General features: G+C 43.4%; 22 protein-coding genes. 11 read left to right on the top strand and 11 right to left on the bottom strand.

Translation table 11 applies throughout. The annotated features are described in order from the left end of the window. Positions 1 to 24: 24 nt before the first annotated feature. Genes yfcE through AB6F11_RS12245 form a run of 5 tightly spaced genes read right to left on the bottom strand, consistent with a single transcriptional unit; the run spans position 25 to position 2,887 of the window. A complete protein-coding gene (yfcE, locus tag AB6F11_RS12265) occupies positions 25 to 570 on the bottom strand; it encodes a phosphodiesterase (RefSeq protein ID WP_017068995.1) in 546 nt (181 codons plus the stop codon). Between the two features lie 47 nt (positions 571 to 617). Beyond that, positions 618 to 1,025, bottom strand: a complete 408-nt coding sequence (locus AB6F11_RS12260) for a CBS domain-containing protein (protein ID WP_017062206.1) — start codon at positions 1,023 to 1,025, stop codon at positions 618 to 620. After that, positions 1,022 to 1,372, bottom strand: a complete 351-nt coding sequence (locus AB6F11_RS12255; protein ID WP_017062207.1) for a P-II family nitrogen regulator — start codon at positions 1,370 to 1,372, stop codon at positions 1,022 to 1,024. The genes AB6F11_RS12260 and AB6F11_RS12255 overlap by 4 nt, the downstream gene beginning before the upstream one ends. After that, complete coding sequence (locus AB6F11_RS12250; protein ID WP_017066002.1) at positions 1,362 to 2,156, bottom strand: DUF1538 domain-containing protein; 795 nt, start codon at positions 2,154 to 2,156, stop codon at positions 1,362 to 1,364. Before AB6F11_RS12250 ends, AB6F11_RS12255 begins: the two co-directional genes overlap by 11 nt. Then, the gene (locus AB6F11_RS12245) at positions 2,153 to 2,887 is read right to left on the bottom strand and encodes a DUF1538 domain-containing protein (protein ID WP_102393249.1); all 735 of its coding nucleotides are present in this window, start codon (positions 2,885 to 2,887) and stop codon (positions 2,153 to 2,155) included. Before AB6F11_RS12245 ends, AB6F11_RS12250 begins: the two co-directional genes overlap by 4 nt. A 289-nt stretch (positions 2,888 to 3,176) precedes the next feature. Between AB6F11_RS12245 and AB6F11_RS12240 the strand changes: the two genes are divergently transcribed. The 6 genes from AB6F11_RS12240 to AB6F11_RS12215 all read left to right on the top strand — a co-directional run bounded on the left by AB6F11_RS12240 (position 3,177) and on the right by AB6F11_RS12215 (position 8,292). Next, positions 3,177 to 4,091: a TIGR01777 family oxidoreductase gene (locus tag AB6F11_RS12240; protein WP_102393248.1), complete on the top strand. Its 915-nt coding sequence runs from the start codon at positions 3,177 to 3,179 to the stop codon at positions 4,089 to 4,091. A 43-nt stretch (positions 4,092 to 4,134) separates the two neighbouring features. After that, positions 4,135 to 4,962, top strand: a complete 828-nt coding sequence (locus tag AB6F11_RS12235) for an SDR family oxidoreductase (protein ID WP_017063396.1) — start codon at positions 4,135 to 4,137, stop codon at positions 4,960 to 4,962. 396 nt (positions 4,963 to 5,358) lie between these two features. Continuing rightward, entirely contained in the window at positions 5,359 to 6,213 is an 855-nt protein-coding gene (locus tag AB6F11_RS12230; protein ID WP_017061924.1) for a co-chaperone YbbN, read from the top strand. A 197-nt stretch (positions 6,214 to 6,410) separates the two neighbouring features. Beyond that, positions 6,411 to 7,340 carry an SPFH domain-containing protein gene (locus tag AB6F11_RS12225; RefSeq protein WP_017063395.1) on the top strand — a complete coding sequence of 310 codons (930 nt, stop codon included), beginning with the start codon at positions 6,411 to 6,413 and terminating at the stop codon, positions 7,338 to 7,340. A 3-nt stretch (positions 7,341 to 7,343) separates the two neighbouring features. Beyond that, positions 7,344 to 7,793, top strand: coding sequence for an NfeD family protein (locus tag AB6F11_RS12220; RefSeq protein WP_017061926.1), 450 nt, complete (start codon positions 7,344 to 7,346; stop codon positions 7,791 to 7,793). Between the two features lie 319 nt (positions 7,794 to 8,112). Then, positions 8,113 to 8,292 (top strand): hypothetical protein, encoded by a 180-nt coding sequence (locus AB6F11_RS12215; protein WP_017061927.1) that lies wholly within the window; start codon positions 8,113 to 8,115, stop codon positions 8,290 to 8,292. A 76-nt stretch (positions 8,293 to 8,368) separates the two neighbouring features. Here AB6F11_RS12215 and cueR read toward each other — a convergent pair whose 3' ends face one another. The 5 genes from cueR to zipA all read right to left on the bottom strand — a co-directional run bounded on the left by cueR (position 8,369) and on the right by zipA (position 14,534). Continuing rightward, on the bottom strand, positions 8,369 to 8,761 hold the full coding sequence (gene cueR, locus AB6F11_RS12210) for a Cu(I)-responsive transcriptional regulator (protein ID WP_017061928.1): 393 nt from the start codon (positions 8,759 to 8,761) through the stop codon (positions 8,369 to 8,371). A gap of 93 nt (positions 8,762 to 8,854) precedes the next feature. Next, entirely contained in the window at positions 8,855 to 9,658 is an 804-nt protein-coding gene (locus tag AB6F11_RS12205; protein ID WP_102393247.1) for a DUF2057 family protein, read from the bottom strand. Between the two features lie 98 nt (positions 9,659 to 9,756). Beyond that, complete coding sequence (locus AB6F11_RS12200) at positions 9,757 to 10,860, bottom strand: porin (protein WP_102393246.1); 1,104 nt, start codon at positions 10,858 to 10,860, stop codon at positions 9,757 to 9,759. 525 nt (positions 10,861 to 11,385) lie between these two features. Further along, positions 11,386 to 13,398 carry an NAD-dependent DNA ligase LigA gene (gene ligA, locus AB6F11_RS12195; protein WP_102393245.1) on the bottom strand — a complete coding sequence of 671 codons (2,013 nt, stop codon included), beginning with the start codon at positions 13,396 to 13,398 and terminating at the stop codon, positions 11,386 to 11,388. A gap of 92 nt (positions 13,399 to 13,490) precedes the next feature. Continuing rightward, positions 13,491 to 14,534 carry a cell division protein ZipA gene (zipA, locus tag AB6F11_RS12190; protein ID WP_102393244.1) on the bottom strand — a complete coding sequence of 348 codons (1,044 nt, stop codon included), beginning with the start codon at positions 14,532 to 14,534 and terminating at the stop codon, positions 13,491 to 13,493. A 229-nt stretch (positions 14,535 to 14,763) separates the two neighbouring features. Here zipA and cysZ point away from each other — a divergent pair, with 229 nt between their 5' ends. From cysZ to crr, 5 genes are all read left to right on the top strand, one after another. Next, complete coding sequence (gene cysZ / locus AB6F11_RS12185) at positions 14,764 to 15,522, top strand: sulfate transporter CysZ (RefSeq protein ID WP_029235129.1); 759 nt, start codon at positions 14,764 to 14,766, stop codon at positions 15,520 to 15,522. Between the two features lie 237 nt (positions 15,523 to 15,759). Continuing rightward, positions 15,760 to 16,728, top strand: coding sequence for a cysteine synthase A (gene cysK / locus AB6F11_RS12180; protein ID WP_017061934.1), 969 nt, complete (start codon positions 15,760 to 15,762; stop codon positions 16,726 to 16,728). A 302-nt stretch (positions 16,729 to 17,030) separates the two neighbouring features. Next, a complete protein-coding gene (locus AB6F11_RS12175; RefSeq protein ID WP_004734263.1) occupies positions 17,031 to 17,288 on the top strand; it encodes an HPr family phosphocarrier protein in 258 nt (85 codons plus the stop codon). Between the two features lie 136 nt (positions 17,289 to 17,424). Further along, positions 17,425 to 19,149 carry a phosphoenolpyruvate-protein phosphotransferase PtsI gene (gene ptsI, locus AB6F11_RS12170; RefSeq protein WP_017063391.1) on the top strand — a complete coding sequence of 575 codons (1,725 nt, stop codon included), beginning with the start codon at positions 17,425 to 17,427 and terminating at the stop codon, positions 19,147 to 19,149. A gap of 106 nt (positions 19,150 to 19,255) precedes the next feature. After that, entirely contained in the window at positions 19,256 to 19,765 is a 510-nt protein-coding gene (crr, locus tag AB6F11_RS12165; protein ID WP_004737851.1) for a PTS glucose transporter subunit IIA, read from the top strand. Positions 19,766 to 20,330: 565 nt separating this feature from the next. On the opposite strand, the gene AB6F11_RS12160 is transcribed toward crr, so the two are convergent. After that, positions 20,331 to 20,500, bottom strand: a 170-nt coding sequence (locus AB6F11_RS12160; RefSeq protein WP_280514177.1) for a flagellin, incomplete at its 5' end; no start/stop codon positions are given.

Here is a 20,500-nt window from a genome sequence, read left to right as displayed (position 1 = left end):
GCCTTTCACAGCCGATCCAATGATTTAAAGCTGACCACTCACGAGAACATCACCTTCAAGGCTAATGACTTTGAAGGTATTGTTTTCATAGATGCCATAGCTTGCCGCGTGTCCCTCTCGTGGGAATGTCACCGAGCTAGGGTTAAAGATAAAGATGTCATCTTGGTATTCGGCGACAGGAATATGGGTATGACCGTGTGCAATGATATCGCCCGCCTTCAACGCAGGGCGTTTATTGGTGTTGTACAAATGGCCATGCGTTAGGAAGATACGCTGGCCTGATTCTAATAGCACCCACGAGTAATCCATCATCATTGGAAAAGACAACAACATCTGATCCACTTCGCTATCGCAGTTACCACGAACGGCAATGATCTCTTGAGAAAACGCATTCAACTTATCTGCAACCGCCGGCGGGTTGTATCCTTCTGGAATCGGATTTCTTGGTCCATGATTCAGAATGTCACCCAATAGAACTAAATATTGCGCACCAGATGCTTGGTAGAGTTCTAATACCTTTTCTGTTGCTGGCAGCGAACCGTGTAGGTCTGAAGCAAAAAATAATTTCACACGTACTTCTCCATAAAATTTATGAGCCTATTGTACGTATCTAAATGCTACACGTCATCTCTCGCCATACCATTGATCACGATATTATTGTAACTAACCATACCGACTATCTTGTTATCACGAACTACTGGCGCACGACTGATACCAAAGCGTTCAAACAGGCGAGCGCAATACTTTACGTTCATCTCAGCAGACACGCTTAGCGCTGGCTTGGTCATGATCTCATAAACATTGGTTCGCTTTGGAGATCGGTTCTTAGCCAGTACTTTCTTGGCAATGTCATTCATCAATACGATGCCGTATTCGTCATCTTCGTGGCGTTTATCGACAATGATTGCCTTCACTTTGTGCTTTTTAGCCATCTCTATCGCTTCTAACACCGTGGTTAGCCCATCGATAATCACATACGTATTGGCCATGACATCGCCTACTCGGATCTTTTCACTGGTACTCATAGCTCATCCTCCACAACCTTTGTTAACGTCTCGACTTGATGCGCAACCCCGACTGCGTCTTCGATATCGATCTGCACCGCTATACCTTGTCCTGACTCCTGGTCAAACTCACCGACTTCGCCAATAGTTTCAAGAATATGCCTCGCTAAGTGTTCCTCAACCACAAACAGCAACACATCTTTTTGTACCTCTAGCGTTAGGCCAAAGAAGGTGGTTTTTTGGTTTAAGCCTTGCCCTCTGGCGTTGTTAATCACCGTTGCTCCAGTCGCGCCCGCATCACGCGCGGCATCGAGCACAGTGTCGGTCTTGCTCTCTTCTACAAACGCTAAGATAAGTTTAAAGCGCATCTTTGCTCTCCTTAGAGGTGTGTAAACGGTTTAACCATTGTGTTATTTGGGCATAGCCCATCACTGAAATGATGGGAAATAAGCTGGCAAAGGCGATCAACCCAAAGCCATCAATAACAGGGTTTCTTCCTGGTACGGTTGAAGCGAGTCCAAGCCCGAGCGCCGTCACTAAAGGGACTGTCACCGTTGATGTAGTGACGCCACCCGAATCGTAGGCTAATGGGATAATGAGTTTTGGGGCGTAAAAGGTTTGAATGACCACGACGACATAACCAAAAATGATGTAGTAATGGATCGGGTCACCCGCAACGATACGGTAGCTGCCCAGAGAGATACCGATAGCAACGCCCAATGCCACGGCGATCCTCAGCCCATTGACGCTGATACTGCCACCGGAAACTTGGTTCGCCTTAATCGCTACAGCTATCAAAGAAGGCTCGGCTATCGTGGTGCTGAAACCAATACAAAACGCAAACAGGTAAACCCAGTAATAATCAAACCAAACCAAAGCAAGACCAGAACTGATCTTAAACTCAGTCAAAAAGCTTGGCTCGGTGAGTTGCATTGCCATCGTCTCCCCTAGAGGGAATAACGCGAGCTCCAATCCCATCAAAAAGAGTGATAAGCCAAGAATGACGTAGAAGAAACCGATCAGCACTTTGGCTAGGTTATTGACTGGCTTTCGTAATACCGCCAACTGAAAACCGAAGATGATGATCGCAATCGGGATCACATCCATCACAGTGCCGAGAAAGGTGTCGATAAATTGTTGAACACTGATCATGTCACCACCATCCCGTACACCATGACAAACATCATCGGCAGCAACGAAGCAAACGCGATCAACCCAAAACCATCTATCATCGGATTACGCCCTTTAATTGCCGAGGCTAAACCCACCCCTAACGCAGTTACTAATGGGACGGTGATCGTCGATGTCGTTACTCCACCAGAGTCATACGCAATTCCAATGATGCTTTCCGGAGCAAATGCAGTGAGCACGACCACTCCAATATATCCACCGATGATCATGTACTGGATTGGCCAACCTTTTAAGATTCTCAGCACACCGAGTAAAATAGCGATACCGACTGACAGTGCCACAGTAAAGCGCAGGCCATTGGCATACTGCTCCATTTCATCTAACTTATTGGGGATTACACCTCCCTCAGCTGCCACTTCTGCGGCTTCGGCAGCGACTGCGGTTAACGCTGGCTCGGCTATGGTGGTACCAAAACCCAAACAAAAAGCGAAGATCAATAACCAGAACACACTCCCCTTTCTGGCAAATGCTTGAGCCATCGATTCGCCAATTGGAAACAACCCCATTTCAAGGCCAAAGATAAAGAAAGTGAGTCCAAAAACGACGAGCACTAAGCCAGTCAGAATAGATAAAAGATGAGGAAGTGGCTCTTGTAAGACAGCAAGCTGGAAGAAAGCGATTACCGCCACGATTGGCAATAGATCCCTCAGGCTACCTAACATGGATCGAAACAAAGCAAGCACCGCCGTCATCGCAATTCCTTGTCGCTGATTATGAATTAATAATAATCATGGCAAATCCTTATCATTGCTTATGTGACAAATATTACGCAGTTGGTAACATATCCGAGTAAAGTGCATAAGTGTGATGACGGTACACATCCTGACTTGATGAATTTAATTTCACTCCTTTGTAAATTGAAAAAGGCGTAATTTGGGCATCACACGATTGAAACCTTATGATCGTTATAGTGATTTTTTCGTATTGATTGGCGACTAAAAACAAGCCATGTCTATAATTATGTTTAATAGGGAGATTGGTATGAAGATATTGTTAACGGGTGGTACTGGATTTATTGGCTCTGAATTGGTCAAGAGTTGGAACACTGACGACGTGACATTGCTGACGCGGAGTCCTGAAAATGCGAAGCAAAACCTAAATCACCTCAACCAGAACAACCTTCATTACATTCAATCCCTTGATGAGCTCAGTGATCTCAATGACTTTGATGTGGTGGTCAACCTCGCGGGTGAACCGATTGCCGATAAGCGTTGGAGTACAGAGCAAAAAGAGAGGATCTGTAACAGTCGCTGGCACATCACTGAAAAGCTGGTCGAACTAATTCATGCCAGTAGCAACCCGCCACACGCTTTTATTAGCGGTTCAGCCGTCGGCTACTATGGCGATCAACAGCAGCACCCGTTTGACGAGTCACTGCAAGTAGAAGATGAAAGCTTTCCTCATAAAGTCTGTGCCCACTGGGAAGAGATAGCCAAGCGAGCACAATCAGAAAGCACACGCGTGATACTACTGCGAACAGGGGTTGTACTTGGCGAGAATGGCGGCGCACTCAAGAAGATGCTATTGCCTTATAAACTCGGCGTCGGTGGTCCAATAGGTTCAGGTGAGCAGTACATGCCATGGATTCACATTCTCGATATGGTGAGAGCCATCAATCACTTGTTGTCTATCCCTCACGCTCAAGGGGAATTCAATATGTGTGCCCCTCACCCTGTGACCAACAAACTGTTCAGCAGCACGTTAGCGAAACAATTAGGCCGACCGCATTTCTTATTCACGCCGAAATGGGCAATGTCGATTCTCATGGGGGAATCATCTTGTTTGCTATTTGACAGCATTCGCTCCAAGCCGAAGAAACTCACTGAGATGGGATTCATCTTTAGTTACTCAAGAATCGAGCCAGCACTAAAAAACTTGTTACAACATCAAGACTAATTCTTTACCCTAGAGCGATAGAGACTCTAATAAAGGATTAAGTGTGAACAAGTCGATTCTGATTACCGGTTGCTCAACAGGTATTGGCTATACATGTGCTCATGCACTTCAAAAGCGTGGTTTTCATGTCATTGCATCTTGTCGTGATCCACAAGATGTTCAACGCCTTCAAGATGAAGGCCTCACCTGTATTCAATTAGATCTTTCCAACCAAGAAAGTATTGAGCATGGCGCCAAGCTTGCTATTGATCTCGCACCTAATGGATTGTATGGATTATTCAATAACGGTGCTTACGGTCAAGCAGGGGCACTAGAAGACTTACCGACCCAAGGACTCAGAGAACAATTCGAAACCAACTTCTTTGGTTGGCATCATCTCGTCTGTCAGATCCTTCCGCACATGCGCGAGCGTGGCGAAGGTCGAATCGTACAAAACAGTTCCGTATTAGGTTTTGCAGCCATGAAGTATCGTGGTGCTTATAATGCTTCTAAATTCGCGATTGAGGGTTGGACAGATACCTTACGATTAGAACTGCATGGCAGCGGTATACAGATCTCATTACTGCAACCAGGGCCAATTGAGACTCAATTTAGAACCAATGCCTTGAAAACGTTCAATAAATGGATCAACATTTCTGGCAGCGCCCACCAAGACGCTTACCAACAACAAAAAGATCGACTCGAAAAAGAATCATCGAATAACGCTTTTGTCCTGCCTCCAGAAAGTTGTATTGAGCCGGTATTCCATGCTCTCACCGCCGACAAACCCAAGCTAAGATACCGAGTTACGACCCCGACTAAAGTGTTCGCGGTATTGAAAAGGATTCTACCGAGTCGCTTGCTAGACCCTATTTTGAGAAAAGCTGCATAAATTACTAACTTTGAATGCAGAGTCGCAAACTTTAATGTAACGATGTAATTTTTCCGTAACAATAAAATGTCATGATTATCCTATCCCATCAGTTATTCCCAATTGATGGTTCTACTCTGGAAATCTCATGACTTTAAACCGCCTTAATTGGGTAGGTGTGGGTCTGGCGATTACGTTGTTTATTCTGTTTTGAGTATCTCACGCAACGCCTCACTGACTACCTCGATGATAACGCTATGCCTTCCATGTTGAGATAACAATTATATCAACATCGAAGCATAGCGTTTTCCTATTTTTGGTTCTTTTTATCCGAGATAACCGAGTTAGATCTTGAAGTTACCGACTAACCCCCCCATATTTGCAACGTATCCACAAAACAAACCTCAAGGAACGTAAATGCAATCTCCGCATATTGTTGAACTTAATGAGCAGAACTTTCGTCAAGTATTAGAAGGTTCGATGCAGACCCCTGTACTCATCCATTTTTGGGCACCAATGAGCCAAGAGAGCGCCCAAGTCATTCCTGAACTGCAAACTTTAACTCAGCAATACAACGGTGCCTTCACCTTAGCCCTGCTCAATTGCGAACAAGAGCAAGCTATTGCTAGCCAGTTTGGTGTTCAAGCACTGCCCACTATTGCACTGTTTGTTAATGGTCAGCCAGTCGATGGGCTCGGTGGCCCTCAAAGCATAGAAGCTATTGTCGATATGCTCAGCAAACACCTTCCTAGCCAAGATGAACTTGCTTTGCGTCAGGCTCTTGAGCAAATGCAAGCTGGCGAGCACACACAGGCACTAGCAGCAATGCAGCAACTTCCAGCAGAGCTGACGAATAAAGGTGAAGTAAAACTGGCGATCGCAGAGTGTTTGTTAGAAACACAACAATTTGACCTTGCTGAAACTCAGCTAGCAACTATCCCTCTTGAGTACCAAGACAACTACTACAAAGGCTTAGTTGCAAAGCTTGAACTTCATAAACAAGCAGCAGACAGCCCTGAAATACAAGCATTAGAAGCCGCTCTTCAGCAAAATCCGAGCGACGCTAAAACAGCATCTGAATTAGCATTGCAATATCACCAAGTGAACCGCAGTGAAGAAGCTATGGATCTATTATGGTCTTTCCTAGCCAAAGATCTTAATGCTCTCGATGGTGACATGAAGAAAGAGTTCATGGACATCTTGAGTGCGCTTGGACAAGGTAACCCAGTTGCCAGTAAGTACCGTCGACAACTGTACTCTCTGCTTTACTAGTTAAACCTAAAAAGCCGTAGATTAAACATCGAAAATTGACAATTCAATCAATTAGTTTACCGCATAATAGAATGTAAAATGGGCCATAAAATCAATGATTTATGGCCCATTTCTCGTTTATAAATTTGCTCAGAATTTAAATATGAGCCAGTATCAATACTGAACTATCAAAAACTCAAACTTGCAAAGGATTTTGTATGCCTATTGATACCTTGATTACTATCGGCGTCTTTACTGCCGTCGCACTGTTATTTATCTTCGCTGGCGTAAAAACCGTTCCACAAGGCAACAACTGGACCGTTGAACGCTTCGGGCGATACACACACACCCTTAAACCGGGTCTTAACTTAATCATTCCATTTATTGATAAAGTTGGACAGCGCATCAGCATGATGGAGCGTGTTCTCGACATCCCAGCACAAGAAGTCATCTCCAAAGATAATGCAAATGTGGTTATCGATGCGGTTTGTTTTGTTCAAGTTATCGACGCGCCTAAGGCAGCTTATGAAGTGAATGACCTTGAACATGCGATCCGTAACTTAACCCTCACCAATATCCGTACTGTGCTTGGCTCGATGGAACTGGATGAGATGCTGAGTCAGCGTGACATGATCAATACCAAGCTACTGAACATCGTTGATGAAGCGACAAACCCTTGGGGCGTAAAAGTCACCCGTATCGAAATTAAAGACGTACAGCCACCAGCAGACCTTACTGCTGCGATGAATGCCCAGATGAAAGCCGAGCGTAATAAACGTGCTGATATCTTAGAAGCAGAAGGTGTACGACAAGCTGAGATCTTGAAAGCAGAAGGCCACAAGCAATCAGAGATCCTGAAAGCAGAAGGTGAGAAGCAAGCGGCAATATTGCAAGCAGAAGCCCGTGAGCGTGCCGCAGAAGCAGAAGCTAAAGCGACAGAAATGGTATCAACGGCAATTGCTCAAGGTGACATGCAAGCGGTCAATTACTTCATTGCACAAGGTTACACCGACGCATTGAAATCTATAGGCCAAGCTGAAAACGGCAAGATCATCATGCTACCACTCGAAGCAACTGGCCTTATGGGTTCTGTAGCGGGTATCGCGGAGATGTTTGCACATAAGAATGACAAAGGTAGTAAGGACTAACTTATGGTCGAATTACTAGAACAAGTAAACCACTGGCATTGGTTAGCGTTTGGTCTAGCATTGTTAGCGCTTGAGCTAATTGGAACCGCTGGTTACTTTTTATGGATAGGCATATCTGCCATGCTGGTCGGTGCCCTATTAGGAGCATTACCAATTGGTTGGCAGATGCAATGGCTGTCCTTTGCTAGCTTCTCTCTTATTACCACTTGGTTGTGGTGGAGAAGACAACTCTCGAATGACAAGCAATCGGATGCAGGGCGAGAGTTAAACCAAAGAGAAAAGCAATTGGTAGGTCAAACCGTTATTTTAAGTGAAGACGTAAAGAAAGGTAGCTGTCGAATTAAGTTCGGTGACTCTTCTTGGTCAGCAAAGGCCAGTCAAGATATTCCATCTGGAACCGAAATTAAGATTGTCGCTTTAGACGGAATCGTTCTAATAATAGAACCTTTATAAACAATAGCTATATGAAGCCTGCATTTTCAATAAATGCAGGCTTTTTCTATTTTTGAACCTTAATAATATTCGAATTATCATTGCGATAGATTGAATTGAAAAAAAAATAAGTTCTTATTTCGTAAAGCTAAAAAGTTTGATTGAGCTAAAAAGGTATAAGAAAGCCAGATTTCTTACCCAATATATATATGAATAGTTAACCTTACTCTCGCTTATTTATAATCATTAAAAATGTTAAGTCCGTCCAATTTTTGAAATTTTCTTTTCCTTGTCCATACTTTCAATTATCTCAATTAGAGATAAACCTAATGGAGTTTGTATGAGACATTTTTTAATAATTCTAACGGCTATTTTCAGCTTGTCATTTGGAAGCGCTCTAGCGAGCAGTCAGTCTCCTGGTAACGGAAACATGGGGCCTATCGTTAAGTGTTCAGATGGTAACGCAGTCACTCATGTACCACTGTTGATCTGTAAACATTACGGCGGAAAGGTGCTGTGATAGGTGCTGTGATAGGTGATTAAAGTCAGGCTAGTAATGAAATTGCTGCCTGACGATTATTTAGAACTGGAATAACCTAACTGCGGCCAGATAGATTATTCAAGATAGGACATTCCGTTGAAGTATCTCCAGGGCAGTCATGTACCCAAGATTGTAGCTGCACCTTCATCTTGTTTAACTCCGCAAGCTTCAACTCTATTTCATCTAACTTCTGAGTAGCCTTCTTCTTTACTTCGTAGCTTTGTCTGTTGGGATTCATTGCCAACTCAACCAGTGACTTACACTCATCGAGAGTGAAACCAACCATTTTAGCTCTCAAAACGAACTCTAACTGTTCGATATGAATCTCGCCATATTGCCTGTAACCATTTTCTGATCGGTGCGGTGGGCTCATCATGCCTTTACTTTCGTAAAAACGAATGGATTTCGCTGTTGTACCAACACGCTTCGCTACTTCACCAATATTCACAATCTTACCTGTAAGCCTAAAATGAAAAACCGCAGTACTGCTGTTATACAATACTGCGGCTGAAAAACATAGCTAGGGTGTAACGTTAGAAACTTACTCTTGTTCTAACAACCAAATCATAGTTTGAGATTTTTCTTCACTGTCTAGCTTATTGAACCAGTATGAAACCATTTCGATTTCTTTTGAGCCTTCTAGTGATGTTGGGGTAGCGTTTATACGATTCTTGAATGCCCAATCAGTCACAGCAGCTTGCTCTTCTTTTGTCGCTTGACCATACCAGTAATTAACCATCTCTTGAGCTTGAGACGCTTTTGGTTCTTCAGCAACTACAGCCGCAACAGGTACCGCAACCGGAGCAACAGCGATAGCCGTATGATTATTTGCACCGTTATAAATTGTGTCGATATACGCTTTCGGCACAATGAAAGTTGTACTCATCACTGAGTTTTGTCCATCAAGTGTAAATTCTAAATTCTTTTTTCTTGCTTGCTGGATGTCAGCTTCGCTCAATGGAAATTTAATATACTGAGTCTTTGTGCAGTGTTCGCTGCAGCTCTCTCTTGGAAGTTGTCTCTCTTCAAGGTCTATCGTCTTACCAAAAAAGCTAACGGTTTCGTATTCTTTATAGCTCTGGAAATAGCTTACATCCATGGTAATGGAAGATTCTGGAGCCGAATTCTGCGTTATTTCTTTGTTGTATGTAAAGTAGAGTGACGATTTCAGGATGTCTGCCCCGACATTCGCTTTACTTTCCGCTATATAAGATTGCCCAGTCACTTGAATGTAGCCACCTTTTGGCTGTACATCAGCAACTGAGTCTGCAAAATTACTTTGTGAATCGAGTGAACTACAAGCTCCCAAAAATAATGATAATACGACTACACTAACTTTATTCATTATGACTAATTCCTTATGTTCACTATGGAAAAACGCTGGCAAACAAAATTTACCAGCGTTTTGATTTTTATCTAACTGTTTAAGCTAAAGATTCTAGCTTAGAAACCGTATTCAAGACCAACGCGAGTTACGATATCTGTATCAGCGTCACCAACAGTACGACCCGCTACACGTAGGTAAGGTACGAAACCGTTATGAACAGCCATTAACTGACCAGAAATAGTGTTGCTGTCTGAGTTAGCTTCTTTCTTACCGTTAAGTTCAGATTCTAAGTTCGCTGCGTAACCCAGTTTAAAGCCGATTGGACCGTTCCAGTATTGACCAATAATTGAGTAAGAATCTTGTGTTTGCTTACGGATGCCGTTATCTAGCTCTTCGCCTTTAAACGCAGCTGCAATACCAAAACCTGCAGGTAGGCTAGCTTCAAAACCAACGATGTACGCAAATGTATCGTCTTTAATTTCCGCAGCAGCAGCTACAGGGTCTGCAATACCCGTCTCTGGGTTAAACTCAAAACCAGCATCAACAGCTGGAGTTACACGTGTACCAGATTCAACCGCACCCATTAATGTTACTTTCTCGAAGCTGTACTTAGCACTTGCGCCAACAAAGTTTGCGTCACGAGTTGCTGCACCACCACCGTTGTCGTTATCGTCACGACCAACAGAAGCTGCAAAAGAGAAACCGCCAAATTTAGCTGAATCGTAACGAACTTGGTTAGATTGACGATCGTAGTGACCGTTGATGCCGCCCCAATCGAATACAGAACCTAGACCAGGGTTAGAGAATGGCCAGTCGACGATTTCGTATAGTGGAGTAAGAACACGACCCACACGCAGGTTACCCCAAGAGCCAGAAGCACCAACGAACGTATCACGGAAACCAAGCACACCGCCTGAAACGCCGCCATGACCCCAGTCTGTGCTATCTACGTAGCCAGATTCAATCTGCATTGTGATTAATACGTCATCAAACATCTCTTTATGAGCACGGAAGCCGATACGAGATTCATTCTCTACAGCGTAACCAGTACTAGAGTCGTTGTTGTCAGTTGTGTTGTAGTTAACTAGAGAGATAGCTGCAACACCGTATACGTCAACGTTGAAATCAGAGTTGATACCAACTTCTTTCGCCATTACGCCTGTCGATAAAAGTGCAACGGATGCACCTAGTAGAGTACGTTTGAAAATTTTGTTTTCCATGGAATAAAACTCCTAAAAATGGATATAGCTGTTTGAATATTCCCCGCCTAAAGTTGGCCGCCGTAGAGAGAAATACCTTTTCTTGTTTGAGAACCCTAAACTCTGAATTCTCTATTTCCTTTCTGGTTATACACATCATGTGCATCCATGGCATTAAGACTAACTTCGCCCTCAAAAAGATCAATGAGAACTTAATTTTCATCTAAAAAAATATGAGTTGGTGCAAATTTAACAGGTACTTAGTGATCCAGATCGATAAATAGAAAAATCCTCACCAAAACAAAATAAATACCAATAAATTCAACAACTTGAGGTAATTATCACTTTGTAAAAATAGATATGACTCGCATTTTTGATACAACTACAATGGTATTTCATTAATGTTGAGCAGCGTCACTGTCCTGATTTTAGAGTTCGTATAGGAACAAAATTCTCAACAATTAAAAAGCCCTCATTTTTATATCAGAAACAAAAAAGGCACTCCCTTGAAATGAGTGCCTTTGAGCTTTTTTTATCTGTATTTACTTACGAAATAAGGGCTATTAGATCTTCTTCTGTTCTTATTTCGATACCTAAATCTTGTGCTTTAGTTAATTTAGAACCCGCAGCTTCACCGGCAAACAAGATGTCCGTTTTCTTCGATACGCTACCCGTCACTTTCGCACCTAATGCTTGTAACGCAGCTTTAGCTTCACTTCGACCTAATTGCGACAATGAGCCTGTTAACACAACGACTTTACCTTCTAATGGTAGCTCTTGGTCATCGGCAGCTTCTTTGATGATTGGCCAATTCACACCTAGCTCTATCAGCTGATCGACGACCGCTCTGTTTTTCTCTTGTGAGAAGAAGCTGGTGATATGGCTAGCAACGATGTCACCAATATCTGACACTTCAACTAATTGTTCATGAGTAGCTGCTTGAACCAGTTCCAACGTCTTAAAGTGTTGCGCTAAGTTCATCGCTGTCGCCTCACCGACTTCACGAATACCGAGTGAATAGAGGAAACGCGCTAACGTCGTGTCTTTAGCTTTATTCAACGCACTCACGACGTTCTGTGCCGATTTAGGCCCCATTCGGTCAAGAACAGTAATCACGCCAGCACTTAGCTTAAATAAATCAGCAGGTGTTTCGACCATTTCACGGTCCACAAGCTGCTCAATAACTTTCACGCCCAGTCCATCAACGTCTAGCGCCTTTCTAGAAACAAAGTGTTTAAGTGCTTCTTTACGCTGCGCCTGACACACTAGACCGCCAGTACAACGCGCTACAGCTTCCCCCTCGACACGCTCAACCGTAGAGCTACATACAGGGCAAGCATCAGGGAAAACAATGTCTCTAGCCGTTTCAGGGCGACGATCTAGTACAACAGCCACAATTTGCGGAATAACATCACCTGCACGGCGAATAATAACGCTGTCGCCTACCTTCACGCCTAAACGCGCAATCTCATCGGCATTGTGTAAAGTGGCATTGCTGACTGTCACGCCACCAACGAAGATAGGTTCAAGTTTAGCAACCGGCGTAATAGCACCAGTACGGCCCACCTGAAATTCAACGTCATTGAGCAGTGTAATCTCTTCTTGAGCTGGAAACTTATAAGCAATTGCCCAACGTGGCGCTCTAGCAACAAAACCAAGCACTTCTTGAGCCTCGATATCGTCGACTTTGATAACAACGCCATCAATCTCGTAAGCCAGAGCATCACGACGAGTCATAATATCTTGGTAATAGGCTTTCACGTCTTCGAGAGAGCTCAGTTGCTTAGTCTCGGGGCACATAGGTAAGCCCCAACCTTTAAGCTGTAAAAAGCGTTGGTAGTGACTATTTGATAGCTCAGCGCCTTGTACAACACCGACACTGTATGCGTAGAAAGCTAGCGGACGTTTCGCAGTAATACGAGAATCAAGCTGACGCAGGCTACCTGCGGCGGCATTACGTGGGTTAACAAATACTTTCTCGCCTTTCTTCAACGCCATCTCATTCAACTTATCGAAACCCGCTTTTGGCATAAACACTTCGCCACGAACTTCAATACGCTGCGGCCAGCCTTCACCTTGTAACTTAAGTGGGATAGAGCTGATCGTACGCACGTTTTCAGTGATGTTTTCACCCGTCGCACCGTCACCACGTGTCGCAGCCTGAACTAAAATACCATTCACATAGAGTAGGCTAACTGCAAGGCCATCAAGCTTAGGTTCACAACAGAAAGTCTTGAGGTTAGCGGTTGGCGCTCTATCAGACATTCGCTTATTGAACGCATCCAAATCTTCATCAGAGAAAGCATTGTCCAGAGAAAGCATTGGGATCTCATGAGTCACTTGAGTGAAACCATCGAGAGGCTGACCACCAACACGTTGGCTCGGAGAATCTACCGTCACTAGTTCCGGGTTCTCTTCTTCGATCTTTAGCAATTGCTGCATTAATCGATCGTACTCGACATCAGGGATCTCAGGGCTATCTTCTACGTAATAACGAACGGCGTGATAATGCAGAGTTTCTCTTAACTGCTCTAAGGTAACTTGAATCGATTCTTTCATATCATTCTCTATCGTGATTGAAATATCAAAAAGGGCTCCCTTAGGAGCCCTTTTCTATAAATATAGATTATTTACAAGGCTAAACAATACGGCTAGGCATTCGATGCCGTCATAAAGTCTCTGATTTGCTTGCGGTAGTCAGATAAACGGTTTGGTGTCATTAAGTTGCGTGACTCATCCAACACGTTTCCGCCCATATCGTCAGCAATTTTCTGCGCCGCACTCAGCATCACATTGAAGTTTTGATCAGCTTGACCATAACAAGGCAACGTCATAAAGAACGAAATACCTTTAGTCGTGAAGTCAGCAGGATCATCATGTTCTAGCGTTCCTGGCTGCATCATGTTTGCAACGCTGAAAATAACCTTTGGTGCATCTGTAGATTGTGCAAAGCAGTGGTAAATAGACATCTCACCATAAGTTAAACCGTTGTTCTCCATGCTGCGGAAAAGTTCAGTCCCAACGAATGGGATCTCTCCAGCACAGTGAACATTAAGAACGATCACTTCTAAACCAAGTTCTTCATCTGGTTTTGCTTCTTCAACAGTCGCACTTTGCGGAGTCACGACTTCTTTCGCAACAACGGGCTCTCTTTGAGTAAGCGTTTCGTTTGGAACGACTGGCTCATCAACTGTTTCAGAAGGCTCTTCAAACGAACCGTACTGCACTTTAAAGCCGGCATGGTTTTCTTTTTGCTCGTCAGTCAACTCAAAGCTTGGGACTTCAGGCTCAACGTCCTTCTCTTCCTCAATCACTTCAGGTTCACTTTCAACCTTAATTGGGTCTTCTACGCTGAAAGAAGGAAGATCATTTAATTCGATATCATCTTCGTAAGCTTCTTTCGCTTGTAGCGCTGTTAGCGGATCTGAGTCGATCAGCGGATCAGTATCAGAGGGTGAAACAGCAAAATCCGGCTCTTTACGTTCTTTTCGGATTATCTCAAAATCATCTTCTGGGGCGAATGAACGGTTTGGAATAGTTTCTGCTTCATCTAAGCTGTCGTTATCAAGCTTACCGAGCGGCTTATCTCCAAACTTTGCTTTCCCTTCTTTTTTACTCGTCCATAGACCATGGAACAATAATGCGGCGATAGCTAATGCGCCAACAATAATGAGTACAAATCGCAATTCCTGCATTTTTCGCTCTCAGCTTTCTTAGTCAACTAGCTATAAACACGCTGTCACTAAGTTGGGTTAATTTGGCTAATCTCACTACTCTATCAAAAGTAGCCACTGTTTTAGAACAACTTAATACAATTAGTTCCTTACATGGTGTGATTTTCACCACGCTTTTTTTCTTAATTTCGGTCGAGTACACTAGACATGTTTGCTATTTAACCAAATTCACATGTGACCTAATTTAAATATGACTATTGAATCTGTTCCCCGCTCCGGCTTTGGCTATTTTATTTTCGGAATAAAAATCGCTTTATCACCGAGCATTCGTAAGTTTGTACTAATGCCACTTATCGCGAACGTGTTACTCGTTGGTGGTGCCTTGTTTTATATCTTCTCCAACCTAAACACTTGGATTGAAGGTTGGATTGGTGCATTGCCAAGTTTCTTGTCGTGGTTGTCATACATTTTATGGCCATTACTTGTGTTAACCGTCTTGGCCACATTCTCGTATTTCTTTAGCACGCTCGCTAACTTCATTGCCGCACCGTTCAACGGTTTACTCGCGGAAAAAGTTGAAGAGTTGTTGAGCGGTAAAAAAGTTAATGACGATGGTTTACTTGATGTCCTCAAAGATACCCCACGTATATTAGCGAGAGAATGGCGCAAGCTTGTCTACATTCTGCCAAAAGCGATCGGTTTATTCCTACTTTTGTTAATTCCAGCACTAGGGCAAACCGTTGCTCCGTTTTTATGGTTCATTTTCACAGCATGGATGTTAGCGATTCAATACGCCGACTACCCGTTCGATAACCATAAAATCAAATTTGATGACATGAGAAACAATTTGAAACAAAAACAAGGCAAGAGCTACAGCTTTGGCGCACTTGTTTCTGTGTTCACCACAATTCCAATTCTAAACCTGATCGTAATGCCCGTTGCCGTTTGCGGCGCGACGGCAATGTGGGTTGCTGAGTTTAAAGACCAAGCTCTGCGTTCTCGTCTATAATTCTCGTCTATTACCCCGCCTATACTTCCTAGTTTCGCCTATCTTTTTGAAGTTCTGATTTCAATAAAGATAGGCGTGAATTCTGCTACATATCTATATGATATAACTTTTTAATCCTTTTACCTTTTTTTCAACTTGTTTAATCTAAATTCAAGCTGAATAAACATCGTAAGACACTAGACGGTAAAGTGATTGATATACTACGTTTAGTTCTGTCATTAAATGAAGGAATATCGCATGAGCAAGATCTACGAAGACAACACCCTAACGATTGGTAACACACCTCTAGTCCGCCTTAACAAAGTAAGCAAAGGTAACGTCCTAGCTAAGATCGAAGCTCGTAACCCAAGCTTCAGTGTTAAGTGCCGTATCGGTTCTAATATGATCTGGGAAGCAGAAAAAGCAGGTACGCTTAAGCCAGGTATCGAGCTTGTTGAACCTACCAGTGGTAACACAGGTGTTGCACTTGCATTCGTAGCAGCAGCACGGGGTTACAAACTAACGCTAACTATGCCTGAATCAATGAGCCTAGAACGTCGTAAGCTGCTTAAAGCGCTTGGCGCAAACCTTGTGCTAACTGAAGCACCAAAAGGCATGAACGGCGCGATTGCTAAAGCAGAAGAGATTGTTGCTTCAGACCCAGACAAGTACCTACTACTTCAACAGTTCAACAACCCTGCTAACCCACAGATTCACGAGCAGACGACTGGTCCTGAAATTTGGGAAGCAACAGACGGCGAAATCGACGTGTTTGTAGCGGGTGTTGGTACGGGCGGTACTATCACTGGTACGAGTCGTTACATTAAAGGTGAAAAAGGCAAAGCGATTACTTCAGTCGCGGTTGAGCCCGCAGAGTCTCCAGTGATTGCACAGGCACTTGCAGGTGAAGAAATCAAACCAGCTCCACACAAAATTCAAGGTATCGGTGCAGGTTTCATCCCTGGAAACCTAGATTTAGAGATTATTGACCGTGTTGAATCGGTAACTTCTGAAGAAGCGATTGAGATGGCTCAACGCCTAATGAAAGAAGAAGGTATTCTTGCAGGCATCTCATCTGGCGCGGCAGTTGTAGCAGCAAACAGAATCGCCGAACTACCTGAATTTGCAGGAAAAACTATCGTTACTGTACTACCAAGCTCTGGTGAGCGTTACCTAAGCACAGCCCTATTTGCTGGCATCTTTACGGAAAAAGAGAACCAACAATAATATGTGGTCAAATCAATTTTTCGTCCAAAAAAGCCCCGTTTAGGGGCTTTTTTGTTGATCCCTGCCCCACCTTTGGTAATATCAGGTCTGTTTTATTTTTCGCTTCAAAATAAAAGAAGCAATAAACAAATTCTGAAAGTCATGAGTACTCAGCAAAAGACGACCATGGCTGGATAAAAATTTATAACCAGTCTAAGTTCTAACACGAACATGGCGTACTAGCCTCTAGCGCATTTGGGCTAAAGCAGTTAAGCTAATCTGGTTACAAACTTACAAAAAATAAATTAATTGGGGTATATAAAATGTACGAGAAGCAAGTAGAAATCACAGCAGAAAACGGTCTTCACACTCGTCCAGCTGCACAGTTCGTTAAAGAAGCAAAATCTTTCGACGCTGACATCACAGTGACTTCTAACGGCAAAAGCGCTAGCGCGAAAAGCCTGTTCAAACTACAAACTTTAGGCCTAGTAAAAGGTACTAACGTTACTATTTCAGCTGAAGGTCCTCAAGCTCAGCAAGCAGTAGACCACCTAGTTGCTCTTATGGATCAACTACACTAATACGGTCTCCTTCTTTCAAAGCCATTTTGCATAGCAAAGTGGCTTTGTTCGAAATAGATAGGAATAAGCGCGACATTAGTCGACGACTTAAAGTCACACACTCTCCCGTTTACAGTTGAACAACTAAGGTAAGGCTATGATTTCAGGCATCCTAGCATCTCCCGGTATTGCTTTCGGTAAAGCACTACTACTTCAAGAAGATGAAATTGTCCTAAACACTCAATCTATCTCTGACGACCAAGTTGAAGCAGAAGTACAGCGTTTCTTTGACGCTCGTAACAAATCTTCTCAACAGCTTGAAGTTGTTAAGCAAAAAGCACTTGAAACTTTTGGCGAAGAAAAAGAAGCAATCTTTGAAGGCCACATCATGCTGCTTGAAGATGAAGAGCTAGAAGAAGAGATTTTAGCACTCATCAAGAAAGAAAAAATGCACGCAGACAACGCGATCCACACTGTGATCGAAGAGCAAGCTTGTGCGCTTGAATCTCTTGATGATGAGTACCTAAAAGAACGTGCAACTGATATCCGCGATATCGGTACTCGTTTCGTTAAAAATGCTCTAGGCATCAACATTGTGTCTCTATCAGACATCAGTGAAGAAGTTATCCTAGTAGCTTACGACCTAACGCCATCTGAAACTGCACAAATCAACCTAGACTACGTTCTTGGTTTCGCTTGTGACATCGGCGGTCGTACATCTCATACTTCAATCATGGCACGTTCTCTTGAGCTTCCAGCTATCGTTGGTACTAACGATATCACTAAGCAAGTTAAGAACGGCGACATGCTTGTGCTAGACGCGATGAACAACAAAATCATCATCAACCCTTCTGAAGCTGAATTAGCAGAAGCTAAGAAAATCAAAGCAGATTTTGAAGCAGAAGCGGCTGAACTAGCAAAACTAAAAGATTTGCATGCTGAAACTCTAGACGGTCACCGTGTAGAAGTTTGCGGCAACATCGGTACAGTAAAAGACTGTGACGGTATCCTGCGTAACGGCGGTGAAGGCGTTGGTCTGTACCGTACTGAATTCCTATTTATGGACCGTGACGCGCTTCCTACTGAAGAAGAGCAATACGTTGCTTACAAAGAAGTAGCAGAAGCAATGGAAGGCGAGTCAGTGATTATCCGTACTATGGATATCGGTGGCGACAAAGACCTACCATACATGGACCTTCCACAAGAGATGAACCCGTTCCTAGGCTGGCGTGCAGTACGTATCAGCTTGGATCGTCGTGAAATCCTACGTGACCAACTACGTGGCATCTTACGTGCATCTGCACACGGTAAACTACGTATCATGTTCCCAATGATCATTTCTGTTGAAGAGATCCGTGAACTGAAAAAAGCAATCGAAGAGTACAAAGTTGAACTTCGCGCTGAAGGCCTAGCTTTCGATGAAGAAATCGAAATCGGCGTAATGGTTGAGACTCCAGCAGCTGCTGCAATCGCACACCACCTAGCGAAAGAAGTATCTTTCTTCTCTATCGGTACTAACGACCTAACGCAATACACTCTTGCGGTAGACCGTGGTAACGAAATGATTTCTCACCTATACAACCCACTATCTCCTGCTGTCCTTACAGTAATCAAGCAAGTGATCGACGCATCACACGCTGAAGGTAAGTGGACTGGTATGTGTGGTGAGCTTGCTGGAGATGAGCGTGCAACGCTACTTCTTCTTGGTATGGGTCTAGATGAGTTCTCTATGAGCGGTATCTCTATCCCTAAAGTTAAGAAAGTAATCCGTAACTCTAACTTCGCTGAAGTTAAAGCTATGGCTGACGAAGCACTATCTCTACCAACAGCTGCTGAAATTGAAGCTTGCGTAGAAAAGTTCATCGCTGAGAAAACTCAGTAATCGCCAATCGCTTAATAACGTTAGACGGCTAAAAATAGTCGTCTAATTTGTTAGATTGGTATAGTATATTCTACAGAATAAAACTAAACGTTAGGAGCATGACACAATGGGTCTGTTTGACAAACTGAAAAAGCTTGTATCTGATGACAGCGCTGATGCTGGTGCAATCGAAATCATCGCACCTCTTTCTGGTGAAATCGTAAACATCGAAGATGTGCCAGATGTAGTTTTCGCTGAAAAAATCGTTGGTGACGGCATCGCGATCAAACCAGCTGGCGACAAAATGGTAGCTCCAGTTAACGGTACTATCGGTAAGATCTTCGAAACTAACCACGCATTCTCTATCGAGTCTGACGACGGTGTTGAGCTTTTCGTTCACTTCGGTATCGATACTGTTGAACTTAAAGGCGAAGGCTTCACTCGTGTAGCTGAAGAAGGTCAATCTGTTAAAGCTGGTGACACTATCATCACTTTCGACCTAGCGCTTCTAGAAGAGAAAGCGAAATCTACGCTTACTCCAGTTGTTATCTCTAACATGGACGAAATCAAAGAGCTGAACAAGCTTTCTGGTTCTGTAACTGTTGGCGAAACTCCAGTTCTTAAAGTAACTAAGTAATCTCGATTACTTATCTGCTTTAATTAAAACGCTACCTAAGGGTGGCGTTTTTTGTGCCTGTTAAATAGCTCAAGTTCCTTGATTACTACTCCTCACCTTGCTGAAAACAACCCCTCAATAACCCACAGTGATACCCAACTCTTAATTACCAACATAACCCTACATTGTTATTAAACCACGTTAAGCGAGATCCTAAGCGAAGTTTCCACACGATGACCACGCAGTGTTAATTTCGACAAGCACCCGGACTTTGATATCTCATAAAGCAGATTCCTGATACCTCGTTCTACTCGGTTCTGGAATGACGGCATCTACACTTGTCAACTTATGATTAACCCGTCATTCCCTACAGTGAGGAACGAACGTGATAGGGAATCTCGCTTTTGCTTCTGTTTACCCGCACTACACTTTTCCAAATACACCTTCACCAAATTTCAGGCAATAAAAAACCCAGCCGAAGCTGGGTTTGTTTAGCGCTCATCTCTCACCACGAGCTAATTTGTGGAAGCCTTACGTTAACGCTTTGTCTCAACAACACTTATAGTCAACGTGGCTTTTCAATCGATTAACCTAGTAGGCTAAGTGCCGAGTTCGGTGCTTGCTTCGCTTGAGCAAGAATCGAGCTTGAAGCTTGAGAAAGGATCTGAGACTTAGTCATCTGAGTCGTTTCTTTCGCGAAGTCGGTATCTTTAATACGGCTCTTAGATGCGTTAACGTTCTCGTTAATGTTGTCTA

The organism is Vibrio sp. 10N.247.311.14, assembly GCF_041467715.1.
In the GTDB taxonomy this organism is placed as follows: Bacteria; Pseudomonadota; Gammaproteobacteria; order Enterobacterales; family Vibrionaceae; genus Vibrio; species Vibrio crassostreae_C.
This window is presented reverse-complemented; position numbering and strand designations above follow the sequence as displayed.

Coding starts and splice junctions, on each gene's coding strand:
- AB6F11_RS12250 (WP_017066002.1), bottom strand. CDS start 2,156: ATGATCAGTGTTCAACAATTTATCGACACCTTTCTCGGCACTGTGATG.
- AB6F11_RS12230 (WP_017061924.1), top strand. CDS start 5,359: ATGCAATCTCCGCATATTGTTGAACTTAATGAGCAGAACTTTCGTCAA.
- AB6F11_RS12215 (WP_017061927.1), top strand. CDS start 8,113: ATGAGACATTTTTTAATAATTCTAACGGCTATTTTCAGCTTGTCATTT.
- AB6F11_RS12200 (WP_102393246.1), bottom strand. CDS start 10,860: ATGGAAAACAAAATTTTCAAACGTACTCTACTAGGTGCATCCGTTGCA.
- cysZ (WP_029235129.1), top strand. CDS start 14,764: ATGACTATTGAATCTGTTCCCCGCTCCGGCTTTGGCTATTTTATTTTC.
- AB6F11_RS12175 (WP_004734263.1), top strand. CDS start 17,031: ATGTACGAGAAGCAAGTAGAAATCACAGCAGAAAACGGTCTTCACACT.
- crr (WP_004737851.1), top strand. CDS start 19,256: ATGGGTCTGTTTGACAAACTGAAAAAGCTTGTATCTGATGACAGCGCT.
- AB6F11_RS12245 (WP_102393249.1), bottom strand. CDS start 2,887: ATGACGGCGGTGCTTGCTTTGTTTCGATCCATGTTAGGTAGCCTGAGG.
- zipA (WP_102393244.1), bottom strand. CDS start 14,534: ATGCAGGAATTGCGATTTGTACTCATTATTGTTGGCGCATTAGCTATC.
- AB6F11_RS12255 (WP_017062207.1), bottom strand. CDS start 1,372: ATGCGCTTTAAACTTATCTTAGCGTTTGTAGAAGAGAGCAAGACCGAC.
- AB6F11_RS12220 (WP_017061926.1), top strand. CDS start 7,344: ATGGTCGAATTACTAGAACAAGTAAACCACTGGCATTGGTTAGCGTTT.
- AB6F11_RS12260 (WP_017062206.1), bottom strand. CDS start 1,025: ATGAGTACCAGTGAAAAGATCCGAGTAGGCGATGTCATGGCCAATACG.
- AB6F11_RS12205 (WP_102393247.1), bottom strand. CDS start 9,658: ATGAATAAAGTTAGTGTAGTCGTATTATCATTATTTTTGGGAGCTTGT.
- cysK (WP_017061934.1), top strand. CDS start 15,760: ATGAGCAAGATCTACGAAGACAACACCCTAACGATTGGTAACACACCT.
- AB6F11_RS12240 (WP_102393248.1), top strand. CDS start 3,177: ATGAAGATATTGTTAACGGGTGGTACTGGATTTATTGGCTCTGAATTG.
- ligA (WP_102393245.1), bottom strand. CDS start 13,398: ATGAAAGAATCGATTCAAGTTACCTTAGAGCAGTTAAGAGAAACTCTG.
- AB6F11_RS12225 (WP_017063395.1), top strand. CDS start 6,411: ATGCCTATTGATACCTTGATTACTATCGGCGTCTTTACTGCCGTCGCA.
- ptsI (WP_017063391.1), top strand. CDS start 17,425: ATGATTTCAGGCATCCTAGCATCTCCCGGTATTGCTTTCGGTAAAGCA.